21 protein-coding genes are annotated in these 21,057 nt (G+C 47.9%); 7 read left to right on the forward strand and 14 right to left on the reverse strand.

The genetic code is table 11. From position 1 onward, the window contains the following. Together HQK80_03530 and HQK80_03535 are read left to right on the forward strand one after the other, a co-directional pair. On the forward strand, positions 1-579 hold a 579-nt coding region (locus HQK80_03530; GenBank protein MBF0221294.1), incomplete at its 5' end, for an ATP-binding protein. Further along, positions 572-2,539 (forward strand): response regulator, encoded by a 1,968-nt coding sequence (locus HQK80_03535; GenBank protein MBF0221295.1) that lies wholly within the window; start codon positions 572-574, stop codon positions 2,537-2,539. The genes HQK80_03530 and HQK80_03535, both read left to right, overlap by 8 nt. On the opposite strand, the gene HQK80_03540 is transcribed toward HQK80_03535, so the two are convergent. The 8 genes from HQK80_03540 to HQK80_03575 form a co-directional block, all read right to left on the reverse strand. Next, positions 2,536-2,898 carry a PilZ domain-containing protein gene (locus tag HQK80_03540; GenBank protein MBF0221296.1) on the reverse strand — a complete coding sequence of 121 codons (363 nt, stop codon included), beginning with the start codon at positions 2,896-2,898 and terminating at the stop codon, positions 2,536-2,538. The two genes, HQK80_03535 and HQK80_03540, sit on opposite strands and share 4 nt — an antisense overlap. Before the next feature lie 75 nt (positions 2,899-2,973). Beyond that, a complete protein-coding gene (locus HQK80_03545; protein ID MBF0221297.1) occupies positions 2,974-3,633 on the reverse strand; it encodes a (d)CMP kinase in 660 nt (219 codons plus the stop codon). 11 nt (positions 3,634-3,644) lie between these two features. After that, complete coding sequence (locus HQK80_03550) at positions 3,645-4,739, reverse strand: histidinol-phosphate transaminase (GenBank protein MBF0221298.1); 1,095 nt, start codon at positions 4,737-4,739, stop codon at positions 3,645-3,647. A gap of 16 nt (positions 4,740-4,755) precedes the next feature. Continuing rightward, complete coding sequence (gene gatA / locus HQK80_03555; GenBank protein ID MBF0221299.1) at positions 4,756-6,216, reverse strand: Asp-tRNA(Asn)/Glu-tRNA(Gln) amidotransferase subunit GatA; 1,461 nt, start codon at positions 6,214-6,216, stop codon at positions 4,756-4,758. Between the two features lies 1 nt (position 6,217). Then, positions 6,218-6,502, reverse strand: a complete 285-nt coding sequence (gene gatC, locus HQK80_03560) for an Asp-tRNA(Asn)/Glu-tRNA(Gln) amidotransferase subunit GatC (GenBank protein MBF0221300.1) — start codon at positions 6,500-6,502, stop codon at positions 6,218-6,220. Further along, positions 6,499-7,545 (reverse strand): response regulator, encoded by a 1,047-nt coding sequence (locus tag HQK80_03565; GenBank protein MBF0221301.1) that lies wholly within the window; start codon positions 7,543-7,545, stop codon positions 6,499-6,501. The genes gatC and HQK80_03565 overlap by 4 nt, the downstream gene beginning before the upstream one ends. 9 nt (positions 7,546-7,554) lie before the next feature. Next, positions 7,555-8,595, reverse strand: a complete 1,041-nt coding sequence (locus HQK80_03570; protein MBF0221302.1) for a histone deacetylase — start codon at positions 8,593-8,595, stop codon at positions 7,555-7,557. Continuing rightward, positions 8,592-9,206: a 5-formyltetrahydrofolate cyclo-ligase gene (locus HQK80_03575; protein ID MBF0221303.1), complete on the reverse strand. Its 615-nt coding sequence runs from the start codon at positions 9,204-9,206 to the stop codon at positions 8,592-8,594. Before HQK80_03575 ends, HQK80_03570 begins: the two co-directional genes overlap by 4 nt. Positions 9,207-9,321: 115 nt before the next feature. Here HQK80_03575 and mutM point away from each other — a divergent pair, with 115 nt between their 5' ends. The 5 genes from mutM to HQK80_03600 all read left to right on the forward strand — a co-directional run bounded on the left by mutM (position 9,322) and on the right by HQK80_03600 (position 16,693). Then, the gene (gene mutM, locus HQK80_03580) at positions 9,322-10,152 is read left to right on the forward strand and encodes a bifunctional DNA-formamidopyrimidine glycosylase/DNA-(apurinic or apyrimidinic site) lyase (protein ID MBF0221304.1); all 831 of its coding nucleotides are present in this window, start codon (positions 9,322-9,324) and stop codon (positions 10,150-10,152) included. A 10-nt stretch (positions 10,153-10,162) separates the two neighbouring features. Then, entirely contained in the window at positions 10,163-10,918 is a 756-nt protein-coding gene (locus HQK80_03585; GenBank protein ID MBF0221305.1) for a hypothetical protein, read from the forward strand. A 43-nt stretch (positions 10,919-10,961) separates the two neighbouring features. Continuing rightward, positions 10,962-13,949 carry a L,D-transpeptidase family protein gene (locus tag HQK80_03590; GenBank protein MBF0221306.1) on the forward strand — a complete coding sequence of 996 codons (2,988 nt, stop codon included), beginning with the start codon at positions 10,962-10,964 and terminating at the stop codon, positions 13,947-13,949. After that, entirely contained in the window at positions 13,946-16,198 is a 2,253-nt protein-coding gene (locus HQK80_03595; GenBank protein ID MBF0221307.1) for a sel1 repeat family protein, read from the forward strand. The genes HQK80_03590 and HQK80_03595 overlap by 4 nt, the downstream gene beginning before the upstream one ends. Positions 16,199-16,330: 132 nt before the next feature. After that, the gene (locus HQK80_03600; protein ID MBF0221308.1) at positions 16,331-16,693 is read left to right on the forward strand and encodes an iron-sulfur cluster assembly accessory protein; all 363 of its coding nucleotides are present in this window, start codon (positions 16,331-16,333) and stop codon (positions 16,691-16,693) included. Between the two features lie 12 nt (positions 16,694-16,705). Here the strand turns inward: HQK80_03600 and HQK80_03605 are convergent, their stop codons facing one another. From HQK80_03605 to HQK80_03630, 6 genes are all read right to left on the reverse strand, one after another. Beyond that, positions 16,706-17,359 carry an endonuclease III domain-containing protein gene (locus tag HQK80_03605; protein MBF0221309.1) on the reverse strand — a complete coding sequence of 218 codons (654 nt, stop codon included), beginning with the start codon at positions 17,357-17,359 and terminating at the stop codon, positions 16,706-16,708. A gap of 11 nt (positions 17,360-17,370) precedes the next feature. Then, positions 17,371-17,703: a hypothetical protein gene (locus HQK80_03610; GenBank protein MBF0221310.1), complete on the reverse strand. Its 333-nt coding sequence runs from the start codon at positions 17,701-17,703 to the stop codon at positions 17,371-17,373. 40 nt (positions 17,704-17,743) lie between these two features. Then, complete coding sequence (thiC, locus tag HQK80_03615; protein ID MBF0221311.1) at positions 17,744-19,045, reverse strand: phosphomethylpyrimidine synthase ThiC; 1,302 nt, start codon at positions 19,043-19,045, stop codon at positions 17,744-17,746. A gap of 205 nt (positions 19,046-19,250) precedes the next feature. Beyond that, the gene (locus HQK80_03620) at positions 19,251-19,592 is read right to left on the reverse strand and encodes a hypothetical protein (GenBank protein MBF0221312.1); all 342 of its coding nucleotides are present in this window, start codon (positions 19,590-19,592) and stop codon (positions 19,251-19,253) included. Between the two features lie 11 nt (positions 19,593-19,603). Next, a complete protein-coding gene (locus HQK80_03625; protein ID MBF0221313.1) occupies positions 19,604-20,545 on the reverse strand; it encodes a D-alanine--D-alanine ligase in 942 nt (313 codons plus the stop codon). Between the two features lie 195 nt (positions 20,546-20,740). Further along, the gene (locus HQK80_03630; protein MBF0221314.1) at positions 20,741-21,016 is read right to left on the reverse strand and encodes a hypothetical protein; all 276 of its coding nucleotides are present in this window, start codon (positions 21,014-21,016) and stop codon (positions 20,741-20,743) included. Positions 21,017-21,057 lie beyond the last annotated feature (41 nt).

Raw genomic sequence — 21,057 nt, forward strand, 5'->3', positions numbered from 1 at the left:
GCGGCCCTTGATGAAGAAGATGTGCAACTTGTAGATATGGCGGTTGCTGAATGCGAACGAAGGAAGGAGCTTATTATAAGCCTGCAGGATTTTAACCGGCCAACCTCCGGCCGGTTGGCGCCTATGGATATTCATGCCAGTATTAACAGCATTCTGCTGTTAATTAAAAAAGAGTGTAAGGAAAAGGGAATAGCCCTTGAAATTCGCTATGCCCAGGACATTCCACAGATTAAGGCAGTGTCGGATCAGATAAAACAGGTGCTCTTGAATCTGTTTAATAATGCCATTTATGCCTGCGTAAAGGGGTGCACGATTACAGTTGCAACGCAACGTGTCAGTGACGAGCAGATTTCGGTCACTGTGAGTGACACCGGAATAGGTATCAGGCCCGAAAATTTAGATCATATCTTTGAGCCGTTTTTTACCACCAAACCAGAGGTTAAAGGAACGGGTCTTGGACTTGCGGTCAGCTACGGAATAATCAAAAAACATGGTGGCCGAATTGAGGTGAAAAGTGAAGTTGATAAAGGTACGAGCTTTGTTGTAATCCTAACCATTGAGGGAGTGAAAGATGTCTAATTTCTCGATTTTGTTGGTCGATGATGAAGCGATCATTTTAAACGCAGTTGGCACCGATCTCCGCCAGGAAAAATATGAGGTCACGACGGCAAACGGCGGCCAAGAGGCTCTACAGCTTATTGCCAAACAGCACTTTGATTTAATCGTTACAGACCTCGTAATGACAGGAGTTGATGGGCTCGATGTTTTGAAGGAGGTAAAAAGACTAAATGATTTAACCTGCGTAATTATTCTTACTGGCTATGGAAACGTAACAACTGCCATTGACGCCCTCAGACTTGGTGCAGATGACTACCTGTTAAAACCATGTGATTCGGACGAACTGATTATTCGTATTGAACGTTGTCTGGAAAAGACTAAACTGGCAAGAGAGCTCGTAGAGCAAAATGAACAGCTTGCTAGGAGTGAGCGGCATAAGGCCTTGTTGCTGAACTCAACCGCAGAAGGGATTTACGGTCTGGATCTTCATGGTAAAACGACGTTTATCAACCCTGCTGCCGAAAAAATGCTGGGCTATAGAGCAGCAGAAATTATTGCCAAAAACAATCACGCCCTCATTCACCACACCAGAAAGGATGGCTCGGCCTATCCGGAGGAGGAGTGCCAGATGCTTGCCGCCATCGTAAAAGATGAAAAATGCCTGGTAACTGACGAAGTGATGTGGCGTAAAAATGGAACCAGTTTTCCGGTAGAGTATTCAAGCACCCCGATTCATCAAGATGATGAAGTTGTGGGTGCTGTTGTGATTTTTTCAGATGTAACTGAAAAAAAGAGTCAGCTAGAGCAGCAGCGCATACAGGAGAATCATCTCAGGCAGCTGGAAAAATTCCAAAGCCTGACCGCTATGGCCTCAGGTATTGCCCACAATTTTAATAATATTCTCATGGCGGTGCTGGGCAACCAGGAACTTGCCCTGGAGACAATGCCGGCACAGCAAAAAGAACGGAAGTTTATTGAAGCGGCCTTTAAGGCGTCGCAACGGGCCGCCAAGATTTCGACACTGATGCTGCAATTTGTTGGGCAGATACCCATCGAAGATCGGCAAATACGGGTGACTGAACTGCTGCCGGAGATCCTTGCCATTCTCCGGCCGCAGATTCCGAGCCGAATAGAGCTCGTTTGTGAAGGCGATGACGATGTTGTTATTAAAGGTGATACTGGAATGTTCCAGCAGGTCATTGTGAACCTGGTGACCAACTCTTTAGAGGCGCTTGGCGAACAGGAGGGTACGATACGGCTCCATTATGGCCAGAAATATTACTCGGAAAAGGAGCTGAAACTGCCTCATATGCAGAGGGAGCTGCCGCCGGGAGAATATGTATTTATTGAAGTTATTGATACCGGGCCTGGAATGAGTAGCACGGAGTTGGCTCGAGCCTTTGAGCCCTTTTTTACTACTAAATTCACTGGTCGAGGGATGGGCCTGGCGGCAATTTTAGGGATTATGCGTATTCACAAGGGCGTAATTTCCTTGAGTAGCCTTCGGGGAAAGGGCCTGACGGCTACAGTTCTTTTTCCGGCGGAGACCCCTGAAGCTATGCTTAAGAAAGGGCGTCCGGCTGGTACTCCAGTGGAGTCCAGTTTTAGTGGAATGGTACTGCTGGTGGATGATGAGCCGCTGTTGCGGAACCTGGGCCAGGAACTTCTGAAAACGATAGGCTTTGAGGTGCTGGTAGCCGCAGACGGGGCAGAGGCCTTGGAGATTTTTGCCAAGAACGCCAAGACCATTAAACTCATTGTGCTTGATTTTGCAATGCCACGGCTTAACGGACTGGAAACCCTGAAGAGGATAAGGGAAATGAGCAAGGTGGAGGCGATAATATCTACAGGCTACATAGTGGATCAGATTGCCGATCAGTTTGAAAATATAGAAAATGTAGCGTTTTTACAGAAGCCTTTTACCCTGAGTGGCCTAAAAACAAAGATCCGAGAAATTCTCAGTCCGACTATCTCGGCTTAATCATTAAAGCCTATTTGATTAATTAAAATGGTAAAAATTTTTCGTGTCTCTTTGTCCAGATTGGGAGCGCTTAAGCCAACCGCATAAAAGTCCGGGTTGACATCCTCACGACACCACATGCTTGAGGCGCTGAAATGTACTTCCCTGTCCGGGGTGTGGCCCTCAGGGAGAACCATTTTTAATGAGTAGTCTCTTTGAGGCTCGATATAGTTTTTACTGACTAACTTCATGCCTTCGACGGTCAAGTCAACCAGATGACCTAAAAACTCATCGGTGCTGTTGTCAAAAACCTCTAGATAATAGATGAGATGTCTTCGTTTAAGTTGTCGTAAATCGTTATACGTATCCTGATCCGCCATTTCTCTCTCCTTACCTCGTAACTGATTCAGTCCCAAGGCTGTCATAATTCTCAATAGTCTGCAATCACGTTATGGTTAGCTCTTTATAGAGTTAATCATAAATTGAACGACTTCGTCAATTGTCATTGTTGATGAATCTATAATGATGGCATCGTCAGCCGCCTTTAATGGCGCCAGCGTACGGGAGCTGTCGTCTTGGTCACGCTGTTGAATCTGTTTGAGAATATCATCATATGGGGCGGGTTGGCCTTTTTCTTTGAGCTGCTCTGTTCGGCGTCTGGCCCTTTCCTGAGCGCTAGCGCTTAAGAAAAACTTATTCTTAGCCTCTGGGAAAACAACGGTTCCCATATCTCTGCCTTCCGCGACAATGGCGCCGCTTTTGCCTTGATCCTGTTGGAGGTCTGTAAGTTTTTTTCGTACAGAAGGCAGGGCCGAAATTTTAGAGGCCACCATTGCCATATCTGCAGAACGAATCGCCGAAGAGACATCTTCTCCATTTAACAAAACTCGTGTGTCACCTTCAGCGGGTAATAAGGTAAGTTTGACGCTGGCAAGCATGTTGCGGATAGCTTCAGACTCGACTATTTCGAGACCTTGCCTTTGGGCTGCAAAGCCAACGGCTCGATACATAGCCCCAGTGTCCAGGTAGGTGTAGTTAAGGCGCTGGGCCAGCAGACGGCTGATCGTGCTTTTACCGGAGCCGGATGGGCCGTCTATGGTGATGATAGTGTTCACGGGTTAATACGTTACTTCTTTATGAGGAGTTCTTTGACGGCAGCGATCAGGCGTTCGTTTTCGGCCATGGTGCCAACTGTAATCCTGATATATTCAGGGTAGCCATAGGCGTTCATCGCCCGCACAATGACGCCTTTGTGGAGCAGTGCCAGATAGAACTCTTTGCCGTCACGTTTAATATCGACCAGGAAAAAATTGGTCTGGGTCGGCTTTGGATCAAGGCCCAAATTTGAGAACTCGCGGCTCAGATAATCGATACCGTTCCAGGTCATTTCCAGGGTTTTCCGGTAATGGTCGTTATCATCCAAGGCTGCAATGGCAGCAATTTGAGCCAGGCTATTAACGTTAAATGGTGCTCGGACACGATGAAGGCAGTCGGCAATTTCAAACGGCATTACACCGTAGCCAACACGTAAACCAGCGAGACCGTAAGCCTTGGAAAAAGTCCGTAAAGAGATAACCGGGGTTTTTGACTCTAGATAGTCAAAGGCCTTGACTGGATTGTCGTGTCGGACAAAATCGACATAGGCCTCATCAAGGACGACAACCACACTTTCCGGCACTTTTTTAAGAAATCTCTCAAATTCGTCCTTGGTGAATATTGTGCCGGTTGGATTATTAGGGTTATCAAAAAAAATCAGCCGGGTCTTGTCGTTGATTAGGCCTGCGATGGTATCAAGGTCGTGCCGCATATTCTTTAAAGGGACAACCCGGTTGATGCCGCCTTGGGCTTGGGTGACCTTCGGGTAGACCAGAAAGGATGGCTGCGAGGTGATAACCTCGTCTCCAGGTTGCACAAAGGCTGCTGCTAACAGTGCGATAATCTCATCAGAGCCATTGCCGAAGACAAGCTGATTGGCGGCCACGCCAATATGATTACTCAAGGCCTCGGCAAGATAATAACAGCTGCCGTCCGGATAGCGGTGCAGCTTGGCAAGGGAGTTCCTGATGGCCTCAACAGCCTTGGGCGAAGGGCCTAAAGAGTTTTCATTGGAGGCCATCTTGATCGAGCCGGAAATGCCGAGTTCCCGTTCAAGTTCTTCAATGGGTTTTCCTGGCGGATAGGGAATCAGGGTCTTAATATGGTCTGGGATGTGAAGTCTCATGGTCGTCTTCTGTAGGTTATGAAAGCGTCGGGCGTTTAGCGTGTATGTTCACCAGTTGTTCAAGATTATAGCCGATCTTGAGCAAGCGCTCTTCCTGGAAATGAGGGCCCTGGATCTGAAAGCCGATTGGCAGGCCCGAACTGCTGAAGCCGCATGGTATGGAAAGGCCCGGCAGACCAGCCAGATTAGTACAGACGGTTAGGGCATCGGACAGATACAGGCTCAAGGGGTCATCGGATTTTTCGCCACGCCGCCAGGCAGCAATTGGAGATACTGGAGAAACGAGTACGTCACACTGCGAAAACGCTTTTTGGTAATCGTTAACAATGAGGGTCCGCACCTGGGACGCCTTTTTATAATAGGCGTCATAATAGCCTGACGAAAGCGCATAGGTGCCGATAATAATACGTCGTTTTACCTCGTCACCAAACCCCATGCTGCGTGAAGTTTTGTACATATCAACCAGGCTTTCAGCCTCCAGGTTGCGGAAACCGTATTTTACACCGTCATAGCGCGCCAGGTTTGAGCTGGCTTCTGCTGGAGCGATGATATAATAGGCGGCAATACCGTAATCGGTATGGGGAAGTGAGAGTTCAACTTTTTTGGCACCGGCCTCACAGAGCAGTTCGATACCATGGGCAACAGCCTTTTTGACTTCCGGGTCAAGCCCTTCGCCAAAATACTCACTGGGTATACCGATTTTAACTCCCTGGAGACCTTTGGTGAGGGCCTTGCTGAAGGCGGGCATCTCCTGTCGCACGGAAGTTGAGTCCTTAGGATCGTAGCCACCGATAGCATCAAGCATAAGGGCACAGTCCGTAACATCTTTTGTTAAAGGGCCAATCTGATCGAGCGACGAGGCGAAGGCCAGAAGCCCGAAACGTGAAACCCTGCCGTAGGTTGGCTTGAGTCCAACAACACCGCAATGCGATGCTGGTTGGCGCACAGAACCGCCGGTGTCTGAACCAAGTGAGGCGATGCATTCACCAGCGGCTACGGATGCCGCCGAGCCGCCGCTGGAACCACCGCAGATATAATCGGTGTTCCAGGGATTTTTAGGGACGCCGTAGGCACAGTTCTCATTAGCCGAACCCATGGCAAATTCGTCCATGCTGACCTTGCCGACGATAACGGCACCTTGATCCTTGAGCTTGGTGATAACAGTTGCATCGTAGGGTGGAATGAAAGGTTCCAGAATTTTTGAGCCGGCCGTTGTCCGTAACCCTTTTGTGCAGAGTACATCTTTTATGGAAAGGGGAATCCCGCACAAAGGGCCCGCAGATCCGGCGGCAATTTTTTTATCTGCCTGCTGGGCCTGCTCAAGGGCCTGCTCCCGGTTTTGGGTAATGAACGCCCCTACCTGTGGTTCAACCTGGTCAATGCGTCGAAAGACAGTTTTTGTCAGTTCAACAGAGGAGATTTCGCCCTTAGTAAGCAGTGCGTGCAGTTCATGGATGGGTTTGTCATAGAGTTCCATTTTATATCACCTTTGGAACAACAAAGGCTTCACCGTTTTGGAGAGGACCGTTCCGGAGTGCCTCTGCCTGGGGCAGTGATCTGCAAACCTCATCGTCCCTGAAGGCGTTGTTGACTTGAATGGCGTGGGTGGTTGGTTCAATGCCGTCGGTGTTCAGCTCGTTTAGTTTTTCGACATAACTTAAGATTTTACCGACCTGTTCTGTCATGCTGTGAACCTCGGCATCATTGAGCACAAGTCTGGCTAGATTGGCCACTTTTCGGATATCTTTTTCGGCTATTTTCATTTGTTGCTCTTCATAAGTGTTTTTGCGAAGGCCTCAACGACCTCAAGGTCAAACTGTGAACCGGCACAGTTATACAACTCTTCGATAGCTTCTACCATAGGTTTGTTGTCTTTATAGCTTCTTTGAGAGGTCATAGCATCATAACTGTCAGCCACGGTGAGTATACGAGTTAAGGGATCAATGGCGCTGCCTTGCAGCCTGTCCGGATACCCTTCTCCATCAAGACGTTCATGGTGGTGTTTGATGATTGTTGCCTCTCTGGCCAAAAAATCCAGGGGCTGGACAATGTTATAGCCAATTACCGGGTGCTTGGTCACTCGCTTCCACTCTTCGTTGGTTAAAGTACCCGGCTTTTGAATGCAACTGACGTCAATAACCAGTTTACCGATATCGTGAATCTGTCCGGCCCAAGTCAGCGCCTGTCTGTCTTCACCGGATAACCCCAGGGCTTCGCCAATCATTGTTGCGTACTGGGTTACTCGTTTGGTGTGTCCAGCCGTGTATTTATCCTTTTCTTCCAGGGCAATCTGAAGCGTGGTGATGGTATTAAGCGTTTGTTCTTCAAGTTGCTGCGAGTAGTTGTCTAAGAGGATGTTTTTTCCCAAAAGCTCTTTTGTTTTTTGATTGACCTCGTATTCAAGATTTTCCTCGTAGGCTTTGTGCATGAGGACATACATCCTCTTTTCGATGGCACGTTTTATTTTTACAGCAAACAGGTCAAGGTCACTGATTGGTTTGGTTAAAAAATCGTAGGCCCCAAGGTTAATGGCCTTAACGGCGTAATCCATGGAGCCGCCCCCTGTTAAAAAAAGAACCGGGATATCGAGTTTACGCTTGTTTAACCCTTCAAGGGTCGCAAAGCCATCCATTACCGGCATATTGATGTCTAAAATAATGGTAGAGTAGGACTCATCAACAGCCTTAAGCACTTCACTGCCATTGCTTACGGAGACGACTGTATAACCGAAGATCTGTAATATTTTCTCAATGGCCTCCCGAACCAGGGAGTCATCATCGGCGATAAGAATTTTTGGTTTGACCATTTTGGTATTCTATAAATTCCAGTATTTTTTTGCAAGGTCTCTTGTCGCTTCCATGGCCATAACCGGATAGGTGTTTGACGTGAAATTCATGATGCTTTTATCATCAAGTATCGATTTGCCGCGCATCTCGGATACGGAGGCAATCACACCTTCTTTAAGACCAGCTAAATCGTAGCCGCCCTCCAGACAGGCGACAAAACGACCGTCGCACAGCTCAGAGGCTAAATCCAAGAGAACCTTGGTCATATAGGCAAAGCCTTTTTTACTGACCATCATAGCGCCTAAAGGGTCATTGATGTGGGTATCATAGCCAGCCGAGAGCAGAATCAAGTCCGGTTTGAACTGGCGGGCGATGGGGGCCAATAACTGGTTGAAAATTGTGCAATATGAAAAATCCTCAAGCCCGGCCGGTAAGGGCACGTTGATAGTGTAACCTTCGCCCCGACCTCTGCCGAGTTCGTGTGCTGCGCCTGTGCCTGGATAGTAGGGCGACTGGTGGGTTGAAAAGTAGAGGACCTTATCGGTATCGTAAAAGGAGTTCTGGGTTCCATTGCCATGGTGCAGGTCCCAATCAACGATTAACACATGACCCAAGCCCAGTTCACTCAGGGCATATTGGGCGGCAACGGCAATAGTATTAAAAATACAAAAACCCATGGCTCGGTCATGTTCTGCATGGTGTCCAGGTGGACGGACAAGGCAAAAGGCGTTGTCGATCTCTCGGGCAGCAGTTTGCTTGACAGCAGTGATTGCCGCACCAGCAGCGAGACAGGCGGCATCGTACGAAAGGGCTGAAGTCTGGGTGTCGGGGTCTAAACTTACCTGTGGCTTACCGGCAGTTTTGGCAACCCTGTTGATATATTCGGTAGAGTGGTTGCGCTCAAGCTGCTCACGAGTGGCGGGAGAAAACTCAGGAAAGAGAAAGTTTTTGGCAGCTGGGCCGTCAAAGTATTCATTCAGCACCTGCAAACGGCTTGCTGATTCAACATGATGTAAGCCCTTCATATGTTCCAGGAAGAGATCGTCTCTGAAAATTGCGGTTTTGGTCATAGCTGATCCTTGGTGAAATTGAGTATGGTACTTTCTGTAATAAGATAATCCAGCTTCTGATCGTGGGGTAGCAGAGGTAGTGGGTCTGCCACCAGCTGAAGATCAAAAGCCAGACCCACTGTAATCGACTCGGGGGCCATAGTGACAATAAAACGGTCATAAAAGCCGCCACCGTACCCTAATCTGCCGCCAAAACGGTCAAAAACACTGCCGGGAAGGAGTATAAGGTCAATTTCCTCTGGGGCCACTGGTTGATGGCGTAGAGGGTCGGGTTCAGGAATGCCCCAATAGCCTGGCTGTAAAAGGGTCTCATTGGCGACTTCGTAGGGTACAAGGCGAAACTCCTTTTGCAGAGTTAATGGTGCGCAGAGACGCTTGTTAAGGCTGGGGCAAAGTTTTATGAGGCTAGTGGTAATCACTTCACTTCGAAAATTGATATACGAAAAAATAGTTTTCGCCTGTATAAAGCGTTCATGAGAAATCAGGGCTTTAAGTATCTGGTCGCTTTTTTGCTGACGAGCCTGCATAGATAATGCATCCCGAGCGCCAAGAACCTGGGTACGTAGTTTGCGTCGTTCTGTCTGGGCTGTCTGTGTGATGTGCGAACTCATTGTCTGTTGATATATCCTTAAAACCTAGCTCTCGATTTGGTTGCTAAGGGCTGGTACTGTAACACTGAACGTGGAGTTTTGCATAAAAAAACATTCTATATGGGGTTAATAAAGAATGCCAGAATTACCTGAAGTAGAAGTAGTGAAACTGGGCCTTGAGCCTTTACTTGTTGGTCGAGTACTGCAAAAGTGCGGTTTTTCCGGAAAGGCTTTGCGTCTGCCAATTCCCCGCAGCCAATTCAAAAATTGGGTTCTCGCTGCTAAAGTTATCGGCCTCAGGCGCCGGGCAAAATTTATCAGTATTGACTTGGACAACAAGGCAAATATTGTTGTTCACCTTGGCATGACGGGTAAACTTGGGCTTTTTACACGGAAATCGGTGCGAAAGCCTCATGACCATGCCTGGATTCTTCTCGATAATGAGATGGAACTGCGATTTAACGATGTGCGCCGCTTTGGTTCGCTGCAGGTTGTTTCACCTGAAGAAGATGGTGACGCTCTTTTTGCTAAGATTGGCCCGGAGCCTTTTTCTGAAGAGTTTTCGGTGGACTATTTAACGGGAAAAGCCAAAAAAAGGGGCCAACCGGTGAAAAACTTTCTGATGGATTCGCACATTGTAGCTGGAATCGGCAATATCTACGCCAGTGAGATTTTGTTTGAAGCTGGTGTGAGGCCGGACAAGGCGGTCGGCAGAGTGACGGCTGCTCAGTGGCAAAAGATTATCCGGAAGAGCCGCTCTGTTTTAAAAAGGGCAATTGCTGCAGGAGGTTCAACCATTGCCGATTTTGTTGGCAGCAGCGGTGAAAAGGGTTATTTTCAGTTGCAGCTAAATGTCTATGGAAAAAAGGGGCAGAGCTGTCCATTATGTGCAGCGTCTATTAGCAAGACAGTTATGGCCGGTCGGGCAACCTATTTTTGCCCGGGTTGCCAGGCAGAAGACAGATGACAGAAGAGAGATGAAAGAACTCAGCAATATTGCAGTTATTCTTGTCAGGCCCAAATATGCTGAAAATATTGGCAGTGTAGCGCGAATTGCCCTGAATATGGGGGTTGAGCAGCTTTGGATTGTTGGGGTTGACTCTATTGATCGTGAAGCTGCAGGCAAAACGGCAACTCATAATGCCGCACATCTTTTGGATAAGGCCCGATTTGCGGCGAATTTTTCAGAGGTAGTACCACATTTTTCCATGCTGATCGGTACGACCGCCAGAGTTGGCAGGGGCAGAAGACCAACCTCTTGGCCGGATCAACTCGCTGCACCTCTTCGTCCCTATCTTCATTCCGGCAAGGCAGGTCTTGTCTTTGGTCCTGAAAATACCGGCTTGGGCAATGATATATTAAAACACTGTGGTATGTTGACCACGATTCCAACTGCACAGTTTTCGTCATTAAACTTGGCGCAATCTGTTGGTATTCTCTGTTACGAGCTGCGAAAGGGGCTTTTGCAGGGTGTTGCAGATCAAAATCAAGCGTTTTACCCAAAGCAGCCCGCTAAAGAACAAGAGCTTGCGGCAATGTATCTGGAAGCCACACGGTTATTTGAATCCTTGGACACAGCTGCCGGCCAGGCCAAAACGGACTTTCACTTGAAGTACATGCATCAGCTTCTTGGGCGGGCTGTAGTCACTTCCAAGGAGGCAAAATTAATTAAAGATGCCTGTCGCGATCTCGTTGAAGCGGTGGAAAACACAAAAACTGAGGCCTCGAAATGATTTTTCCCTTAAATCATAGGCTTGGACGTGGTAGATTGTTTCGATGAATTTTTTATTTACAACTTCAAAGAGATGTAGCCTGTTTTTGCTGTTCTTTTTCTTCCTCGCAGCTCACCTGCCGGTATGCCCCGCAAGTGCCGCTGTCCCTGTAAACGGCACCTCAGCATTGCTGAATCTTGACCTCAAGGTTCTGGTTGCCGGTAAGCCTATTTACTTTATTCTTGTTGAAAAAGATTTCCAGAGACTTCGCGTGCTGGAACATGACGGAAGACTCGGCGTGGTTGCTGAGTATTTTGCCGTTACCGGTGAGAATTTTGGCCGTAAGCAAATAGAGGGTGATGAGAAAACTCCTGAGGGCGTTTATTTTATCACCAAGACCTATGTTGATAATAAAATAACAGTTTTTGGTACTAGGGCATTTCATCTCAACTATCCCAACGTTTATGACCAGACAGATGGGAGAAGCGGAAACGGAATTTATATTCACGGAACCAATAAAGAACTTCGCTCAAACAGCACAAATGGTTGTATCACTTTAAACAACAGTGATCTTGATGATCTTTCTCAATATTTGAGTGTCGGCAGTATCCCGGTCATTGTTGTGTCGAGTCTTTATGATGAATCCGGCAGTAAAGGGTTATATCCGGATCTGACAGAAAATGATTTTTCCCTGGCTAAAGAACTGCTGATTTTAGGAGGCAAGCAGGATGATCTGGACTTTGTAAGCCTTTATCTGATACGGGCAGCCGGGCAAACAGTAGTGGCTGGGGAATACAAGGCCGGCAAGGTTGCCAGTCAGAGTCTTTACAGTGCCGCTTATCTGGATATATCTCAGGAAAAAGGCTGGTTTGTTGCTGAGCGGGGGCCGGGGAGTGAAACCGTTGACACTGCCCCTGAGGAACTGGTAACGGCCGTTGAAGATGTGGTTGCTAACTCCCAGCAGCCTTCTGCCTTGGGCAAAGAGCCCTGGTCAGAGTTGTGGGAACCCAAAAATGAAGACATTTATCTGGGATGGTACAGAGACTCTCTTTCAGAGGGGAAAGCCATTGTCGATATCATGGTTGAAGAGGCCCAGGCTCAAAGCAGTTTGCCTGCAGCTGAGCAGGAATCAGGCTCCAAGATACTGTATGGGCTTATGGTTTTATCTGTCTGCATAAGTGTGGGCTCCGTGTTGATTTTACGGCGGGGTCAACCCGGGCACTCTGTGATGGAGGTTGATTGTAAGGCTGAGCAGAAAATAGCTCGTCTGACAGCGGAAAAACTTGCCAATGAACAGCTTATTAACGCTATACAGAAGGAACTTGACCGGACAAATGCATCGATACTACTTGTTCAAGAAAAGTTGCAGGAGGAGAAACGTTCGATGGAGAAGGACTTAGAGCTCAAAATTAAAGAGTTGGAATCAGAGTTGCGCGAGATGCAGTCTGAGGTTGACAAGTTATCAACTGAAAAGGCGGCCTTGAAGCTCAAAGGTATGTCTCACATGTCTGGTCAGATTGAAGAGCTTGGTGCGCTTAAAGTTGAACTTGAAGAGGCAAAAGAACAACTGGCGGAGGCCCGTAAAGAGAGTGCGCGACTCCCTGTTCTTGAGAGTATGATAACGGCTCAAAAAGATGAAACAAATCGACTTGCCGCTGAAAATGCAGCCTGGAAGATGAATGAGGCCGGGGCTGATGCGGATCATAGAGATGAGATCCATAAATTTAAGAACCAGATTGCCGCACTCGAAAGCCAGGTGCAGGAAGAGGTTGAGAGAAGGAGCCTCATTGAAACACAAACGTTGGCTTCAGCCGGCCTGGAGCAGGAGCTTGCTGCGGCACAGTCTGAAGCCGCAACCTTGCGCCAGGAACGTGACGAGCTGCGGGAACTTCATGATGCCAACCGACAGTCAGAACTTGAGCAGGAAATTACCAGCCTTCGGGGCAGGGTTTCGGTTTACAAGACGGAGCTTTCATCTGAATGTGAGAAAAATGAAACTCTTGCCTATCAGCTGAAAATGGCACAAGAAACAGAGAAGAAGCTCTCAGCCCGCACGGCAGCTCTTGAACAGTTAGAGAGAGAAAACAGTCAGCTTAAGGAAGAGCTGGCCGCTAAAGACCATGAGGATGAGTTGGTTGTTCTGCGTCAGCGTTTGTCATCGTATGAAGAGGAGATAGCCTCAAAAGGCAGTGAAAACTCCGAACTGTCAATTGAGCTGCAAGCTGCCAAGGCGGCCCAGGAAGAGCTGTCAGCCCTTAAAGCCGAGGCTGTTAATCGTTTAGAACAAGAAAACTGTCAACTCAAGGAAGAGCTGGCCGCTAAAGACCATGAAGAGGAGTTGGTTGTTCTGCGTCAGCGTTTGTCATCGTATGAAGAGGAGATAGCCTCAAAAGGCAGTGAAAACTCCGAACTGTCAATTGAGCTGCAATCTGCCAAGGCGGCCCAGGAAGAGCTGTCAGCCCTTAAAGCCGAGGCTGTTAATCGTTTAGAACAAGAAAACTGTCAACTCAAGGAAGAGCTGGCCGCTAAAGACCATGAGGATGAGTTGGTTGTTCTGAGAAATCAGCTTACAGAGCACAAGACCGCTCTTGACGAAGAACGCAGTATAAATGCCCGTTTTGAGAATAGGTTGGCTAAACTGAGTGAGCTTGAAGATTTTGTGCTGGCTCGCCAGATTGAAGTGACCAGCCTCAAGAATGAACTTGAGGCCTTAAAGAACAAAGAAAGGATGAGCTCTGAGCGTGTTATTGGTCTCCAGAATCAACTTGATACCTTGCAGACAACCCTTGAAACAGAAAGGGCACAGCGTCTTGAAATTGCCGAAGCTGTTGTTGCCGATGAACGGCCAGTTGTCAGCCAACCTGAACTTCTTTATGCGGATATTCCCAAGCCTCAAGTGCAGGTTGAAAAAACAGAAATTCCGTTGGTTAGTACAGAAAAAGCAAGTGCGATTCGCTCAGAAGCAGCTCCGCAGCGTTCTGCTGAAAATCTTCGCTATGGAACACAATTCTTACCAGAAGATATTTTAAAGAAATGGATCGGGCAGGGTTGAAAACAGTTATGGGTTTTGAACACAGGATTTTAGTGCAAGCCGGTCTGGCATCGACACATCAGAACCTTATGCCCACTGACTGCAACGGGCGCTTAAAAAAGATGATGCTGTTGACTGTGGCCTGTGGGTTTTTTTTGATGGGTCTCTTTTTTGCTGGACCTGTGTGGTCTGGTCCATCTGCTTTGGAAGTGAAAGCTCAAGGAGGTGACGCCAAGGCGCAGACGGATTTGGGACAGGCCTATGAGCGAGGCCGAAAGGTAAAAAAAGATCTTAAAAAAGCTGCCTATTGGTATGAAAAGGCTGCTGGGCAGGGTGATGCTGATGCCCAGCGACTGCTTGGCGTACTCTATGAAATGGGTCGCGGCGTTAAGAAAGACTATCTGAAGGCAGCCCAGTGGTATGAGGCAGCAGCTAATCAAGGCCAGGCCAGGTCACAGGTGAATTTGGGGTATCTCTACGAAAATGGTTTGGGGGTGCCGCAGGATTATGCAAAGGCTAAAGAGTGGTATGAGAAAGCAGTTCAACAAAAGTATGCCCGGGGCGAAGTGTCTTTAGGGCTGCTTTATGAACAAGGTCTGGGGGTTGAAACGAATACCGCAAAGGCATTAGCATATTATATGAGTGCCGCCGAGCACGACTATAGTCGCGGAATGTTTAATGTTGGGCGTTTGTATGAGGAAGGCTTTGAAGGTGTGGCCAGCGATTACAGTAAGGCCAAGTTCTGGTATGAGAAATCGGCTGGCCAGGGATATGATCCGGCTCGAAAAAAGTTGGCAACCCTCAAGAAGCCAACTTCGCGTCCCCAAAAGGTAGCGATTGTTAAAGTTATTGAACCAACCAACGAGAAAAAACTGGCGACAAAGGTAATTGAACGAGCGGTGCCTGTTCAAGAAGCTGCGCCGGATTCTGAGCCTTCAATACCGGAAGCGGATCAAGTTGACAACGCCATAGCCCAACACATGGAGAAGTCTGCTTTTGATATGGCAGAAATGTATTTCAAGGGCGCAGATGGCGCGCCTCGGGATTATGAGAAAGCGGTTGAATGGTATTTACAGGCGGCCGAACAGGGTGACAGAATGGCTCAAAGCCGCCTTGGTCTCATTTACACAGAAGGACTAGGCGTGCAGAGGGCTTTGTCCAGGGCGGCATACTGGTTTAAACGTTCTGCTGCTGAAAGTGGCAGCCAGGAGGCGCAGAACGATCTTGCCATTATGTATATTGAAGGTGATGGTGTCGAAAAAAATCTTGTAAAGGCCGCAGATTGGGTAACCAAGGCTGCCGAACAAGGCAACTCTACGGCGATGAATAACTTAGGTTTGATGTATGCCCACGGGGATGGTGTTGCTCAGGATCTCCAAAAAGCGGCTTATTGGTATGAAAAGGCCGCAGCACTTGGTGAGGCAAATGCCCAGAACAATCTTGCCATTATGTACAGTAAAGGTGAGGGCACAGCCTTAGATTTTGAAAAGGCCTTTGACTGGTTTACCCAGGCAGCAGAACAGGGCCATATCGATGCCCAGAACAATCTTGGCCTCATCTACTCGGATGGCTCGGCTGGCAAGCGCGATCTTGAAAAAGCGGCTTTCTGGTACCAGAGAGCTGCGGCAGAACAAGGTGATGCCGCCGCACAGAACGAATTGGGTGTTCTCTACGCTCAGGGCATGGGAGTACCGCAAGATTTCAAAAAGGCCTTCAACTGGTTTCTGAAGGCTGCAGAAACGGGGCATGATAACGCTCAAAACAACCTTTCCATAATGTTTACAAAGGGCGATGGTGTTCCGCAGGACTTAGAGAAAGCCGCCTACTGGTGCAAAAAATCAGCGGAACAGGGAAATATTACGGCCCAAAATAATCTGGCCATTATGTACAGTAATGGCGAAGGAATGAGTAAAGATCTTGGTAAGGCCGTTCATTGGTTTCAGGAAGCCGCCGCTCAGGGAAACGTGACCGCCCAGAAAAATTTGGCCATTTTGTTCGCCGAAGGTCGTGGTGTTGAAAAAGACGTGGCTCAAGCTGTGTATTGGTTTGAAAAGGCAGCAGAACAGGACAGCGTCAGTGCTCAAAACAACTTGGCGATTTTGTACACTAATGGCGATGGTGTCCCGCAGGATTTTGACAAGGCTATCTACTGGTTTGAAAAAGCCGCCGCCCAAGGTGATGAATCGGCTCGAATGAACCTGGCCCAACTGAAGGCCTTTTCTGCTGAACGTCAGGGCAAAGAAGCAGAGGCAAAGCCAGGAGAAAAGTAGGGTTGCTTTTTAGTGCTCGAACGAAAGGAGTTTTAGCCGAAGAACAACAATCGAATACTCGAACAACGAATTACGAACAATCGAATGATAGACAGTTCGATTGTTACTGTTAACAGCCCAACAGGAGGATTTATGAATATTACTATTACCGCAAAAGCCAACGAGATGTTGCTGAAGAACCTTGATTCCGAGAAGTTTTTAAGAGTTTTGATCACTAAGGGAGGTTGTGCGGGGTTAACCTATGGTGCTGAAATTGGCAACGCCTTGAAAGAGGGGGAGAAAATCGTCTACCAGGACGGAGCCATTCGTATCGTTTCTGACCAGGAAAGCCTGCAATATCTTGAAGGGCTCAATGTTGATTATTCTGATGATCTGATTGCCGGGGGGTTGAAGTTGACCAACTCTAATAGTGGAAAAACCTGCGGCTGTGGGGCAAGTTTCAGCCTGGCCGGTTTCCCAGTGCAGGCGAGTGGCGGTTGTAACACCGCCAAGTGATGCTCGCACAAATCATGGCAGCAGGTACTCTAAAGGACAATCGGAGCATTTGGGATTAGTTTTTTTGCAGTAGTTTTTGCCGGTTTGGACCAAGAGGGCGTGGTACTCGTTAAACAGAGCAGTGTCGAGGGGAAGTGAATTGATAAAAATCTCCTGGATCAGGTGATAATCACCCTCATCTTCGGCAATAATTCCATGGCGGGAGAGAACTCTGTAGGTATAAGCATCAACAACAAATGTTGGCTTATTGGCGGCGTAGAGCACGATTGAATCAGCAGTTTCCGGACCGATTCCTTTTACAGAGAGCAGTGTTTGGCGTAGCGTTTGAGTTTCTTCACTAAGGAAAAGATCCAAATCTCCGTCGTAATCTCTTTGTATTAGGGCCAGGAGGTTCTTTAAGCGCGTTGTTTTGAGGTTGAAATAACCACAGGGTCTGATCTTTTCGGCTAATAACTCATGGGGCATAGCCTCTAGGGCTGCAAAGGAGAGCAGCCCTTCATTTTTGAGAGGTGTAAGTGCCTTTTCGACATTAGTCCAGGAAGTGTTCTGGGTTAGAACCGCACCGACCATGACCTCAAAAGGGGTTTCGCCGGGCCACCAGTTCTGGGGCCCGAAAAAGGTCAGCAGCCGGTCGTAAATTTCTTGAATGGGGTTGCTGCCGGGCATCTATTGCTTTACTAGTCCTGGCGGATAAATAAGAGATAAACCAAGGTGCCGATGCCCCCAACGCCCACTGCAATTGTTGGGAGAAGTTTGTCAAGCTGTATCTCGCCGTTTACAATTGCACCTGACACATATTCAGTTCCACTGAAATACCACAGACCAATGGCCAGGGCCATAATAGCCAGGCTCGTGAAGGCCTGTTTATAAAGATAGTAGATAATTACGCCAATAAAGGGCACAAGAAAATAGGTGTTTTTGAACAACCCGAGAGCATCAACATCTCTAATCTGATCAAGCACCTTGGTACTGTTAATCCAATCAACAATAGAGGTTAAAAATTCCGGCATGTAATGATCCTCCTATACCAATTGGTATTGCGGATAAATTTTAGCTAGCCATTCGTTGGGGTAGAGTTGCTTTCTGGTAGACCTTGATGGCGCAGTATGACCCACACATGCTGCAGGCATCACCTTTATATGTTCCTCCTTCATCACGGAATCTCTGGGCCTTTTCAGGGTCGAGCGATAACTCAATCTGACCCTTCCAGTCTAGTTTGTTTCGGCATTTTGCCATGGCAATATCACGTTCCATGGCTCCGGGTATCCCCAGGCATATGTCAGCAGCATGAGCGGCTATTTTTGAGGCGATAACACCGTCGCGCACGTCTTCTGCATTTGGCAGTTTGAGGTGTTCAGCTGGGGTAACGTAGCACAAAAAGTCGGCACCGGCCCTGGCAGCAATGGCGCCGCCAATGGCACCGGTTATGTGATCATAGCCAGGCGCAATATCTGTTACAAGGGGGCCAAGCACATAAAATGGCGCGCCGTGACAAAGACGCTTCTGAAGCAGTATGTTGGCCTCAATCTGATCCATGGGCATATGGCCCGGGCCTTCAATGATAACCTGCACGCCAGCGTCCCAGGCGCGTTTTGTGAGTTCACCAAGATGGATGAGTTCCTGGATCTGGCCAGCGTCGGTGGCATCAGCTAAGCAACCGGGTCGGACACTGTCGCCAAGGCTCAATGTAACCTCATGTTCCTTTAAGAGATCCAACAGCTCATCATAGTGCTCATAAAAAGGGTTTTCTTTTCTATTGTTGGTCATCCATTCAATAAGAAATGATCCTCCCCGGCTGACAACGCCCATCAAGCGCGGGTGGCCTTGCAGACGTTCCACAGTGTTTCTGTTGACGCCACAGTGGATGGTCATGAAATCAACGCCAGCTTTGGCTTGATGGCGAATCGTATCAAAAAGTTGTTCTTTAGTGACCTCACCAATGGCTTTTTTCTGGTTTTCAACAACCTCGGCAACGGCCTGGTAAATTGGCACAGTCCCAAGCGGTATGGGGCAGTTTTTTAAGATCTCTTTACGAACCTCATTTAAGTCACCGCCCATACTGAGATCCATAACGGCATCGGTTCCGGCTTTAACGGCAACGCACAGTTTTTGTAACTCCTGTTCAACGCCCTGATGGTCTTTTGATGAACCGATGTTGGCATTGACCTTTGTGGAAAGCCCAGCGCCTACGGCCATAATTTTATCAAATGAGTGGTTATTGTTCTTGGGGATGGCGATGGTGCCTTTGGCAACACCGGCCATTAAAAATTCCGGGGTCACTCCTTCAAGTGCGGCACATTTTTTAAAAACCTCAGTGAGATTTCCTTTAATAGCATCTTCACGAATCGACATGTTTTACGACTCCTACAAAGTATTAATCAACAGATACTTGGTACACGTCTATTATGTTTCTATAGATAGACAACACTGTTGAGTTCGAATTTTTAATTGAGGGGCATTGCGGGATAAGGTCACCTGAGAACAATGCCACAGCTTTTACCCCAGTCGGGATAGGTAGTATGTGTAGAACTGTACTTAACAGTGGTATGAGCGGATGTCAATATTTGACCTCTCCGTAGCCACCTAGTTTTTTGCGGTAGCGCATTTCCTGGTCAAAACCTTCGATATTGATTAACTCGGGATCGCCTGAGGGAAGGCATCTGAAATAGAGTTGGTAAAACGTCGCGCTATAATTTTTTTTATCCGGCATCAGGTATTTTTTTTTCTCATGACAAAAGGCGTCGGCCTGTTCGAAAATAGTTTTTCGTAAGCTAAGGCTGTCATCGCCATCAAGAGCAAGAGTCCAGGTCTCCGGGGTGTCAACCTTTCTGATAGTGCCGATTTGGGCGGCACAGCCCAAGGCGGTGATGGCTATAAGAAGAAGAGAAAAACGCAGCATAGTCGTGTTGATCAGGGCTCCATGGCCAGGTCGATAAGTCTGTCCAGTAGTTTGTTGAAGGGCAGCCCCGCTGCAGCAGCAGCTTGAGGCAGCAGGCTGGTCGGTGTCATACCCGGAATGGTGTTGGTTTCAAGAACCCAGAGATTGTTGTCCTTGTCAACAATCATGTCGGTGCGACTGTACCCCCTGAGCTTTAGAGCCCGATGAGCAGTTATGGCGTACTCGTGGGCCTTTTGGACTATGGCCTCGGGGAAATCTGCCGGACAGATTTCGGTGGTGGCACCGGGCTGATATTTGGCCTGATAATCAAAAAATGGGTGTTCGCTTCCAGGAATAATTTCTACCAGGGGCAATGGGGTCAGCTCATTGTTACCAATAACGCCGACTGTAATCTCACGACCCTTCACGAAACGCTCCACCATAACTTCGCTATCGTAGTCAAAGGCCAGACGGATACCAGCAGCAAGCTCTTCTACAGAGTGCGCAATTGACATCCCCAGGCTGGAGCCCTGGCGGACAGGTTTAACAACAAGCGGGAGGCCGAGTCTTTCAACTAAGGGGCCGGGATTTTCAGCATCGTTGATTGCGACCATTGCCCAGTCCGGAACAGGAAGGCCCCTTACTTTATATAAGGTTTTAGCACTATCTTTGTCCATGGCCAGGGCGCTGCCGAGGACACCGGAGCCTTGGTATGGCAGGTTAAGCAGATCAAGAAAACCCTGGACTGTTCCGTCTTCACCGAAAAGGCCATGCAGCAGAATAAAAACCACATCTATCTGACTTGCCTCCGTGGCCAGTTTGGCCATGTCGGTCGCCGGATCATAACGCCTAACATCGTACTTTGTTAAATCAAGAGCCTTGATCACGCCTTCAGCGCCTTTTAAGGAAACGTCTCGTTCACCTGATTTCCCGCCCGCTAAAAGAGCGACACGTAATTTTTGTTGTACTGTCATCGTAGAATCGTTCTCCCTGCTGATTTTTTATTGGTTGTATTTTTTTACCAGATAAATATCAATTTGGGAAAAAATTTCAAGAGTCATCTCTGAAGATGTTCTATACTCTTTCAAAGAAATGAGAGCAAAGAGGCCCGGTGGTGGGTTGGAAGAGTTGCTGGATGAGCGGGTTCTACTGAGAGATGGGGTTGCCTTTTACCGACTTGCAGCTTGTTTGATGATTGCCTGATACTGTTGTGGAAACTGTTTTTGAACACAGCTAGGGCAGATCCCGTGACTATGATTAACGCCTGGTAAATCAATATTTACGGAGGTATCTTCTGCCCAGACGCCGTTATCCTGGCGGACATGGCCACAGAAACTACATATTGGTATAATGGTCTCTATGGCTTTCATGGCGCGAATAGCCTCTTGCAGTTCCTGGGTGAAGCCATTTTTGTACGAGTGGCGATGTGTCAGCTTGGTCAGCATATCTGTTTTTTCAACATTTAGGTTAAAAAAAGTTTACTAAC

Source organism: Desulfobulbaceae bacterium (assembly GCA_015231515.1).
Classification (GTDB): Bacteria; Desulfobacterota; Desulfobulbia; order Desulfobulbales; family VMSU01; genus JADGBM01.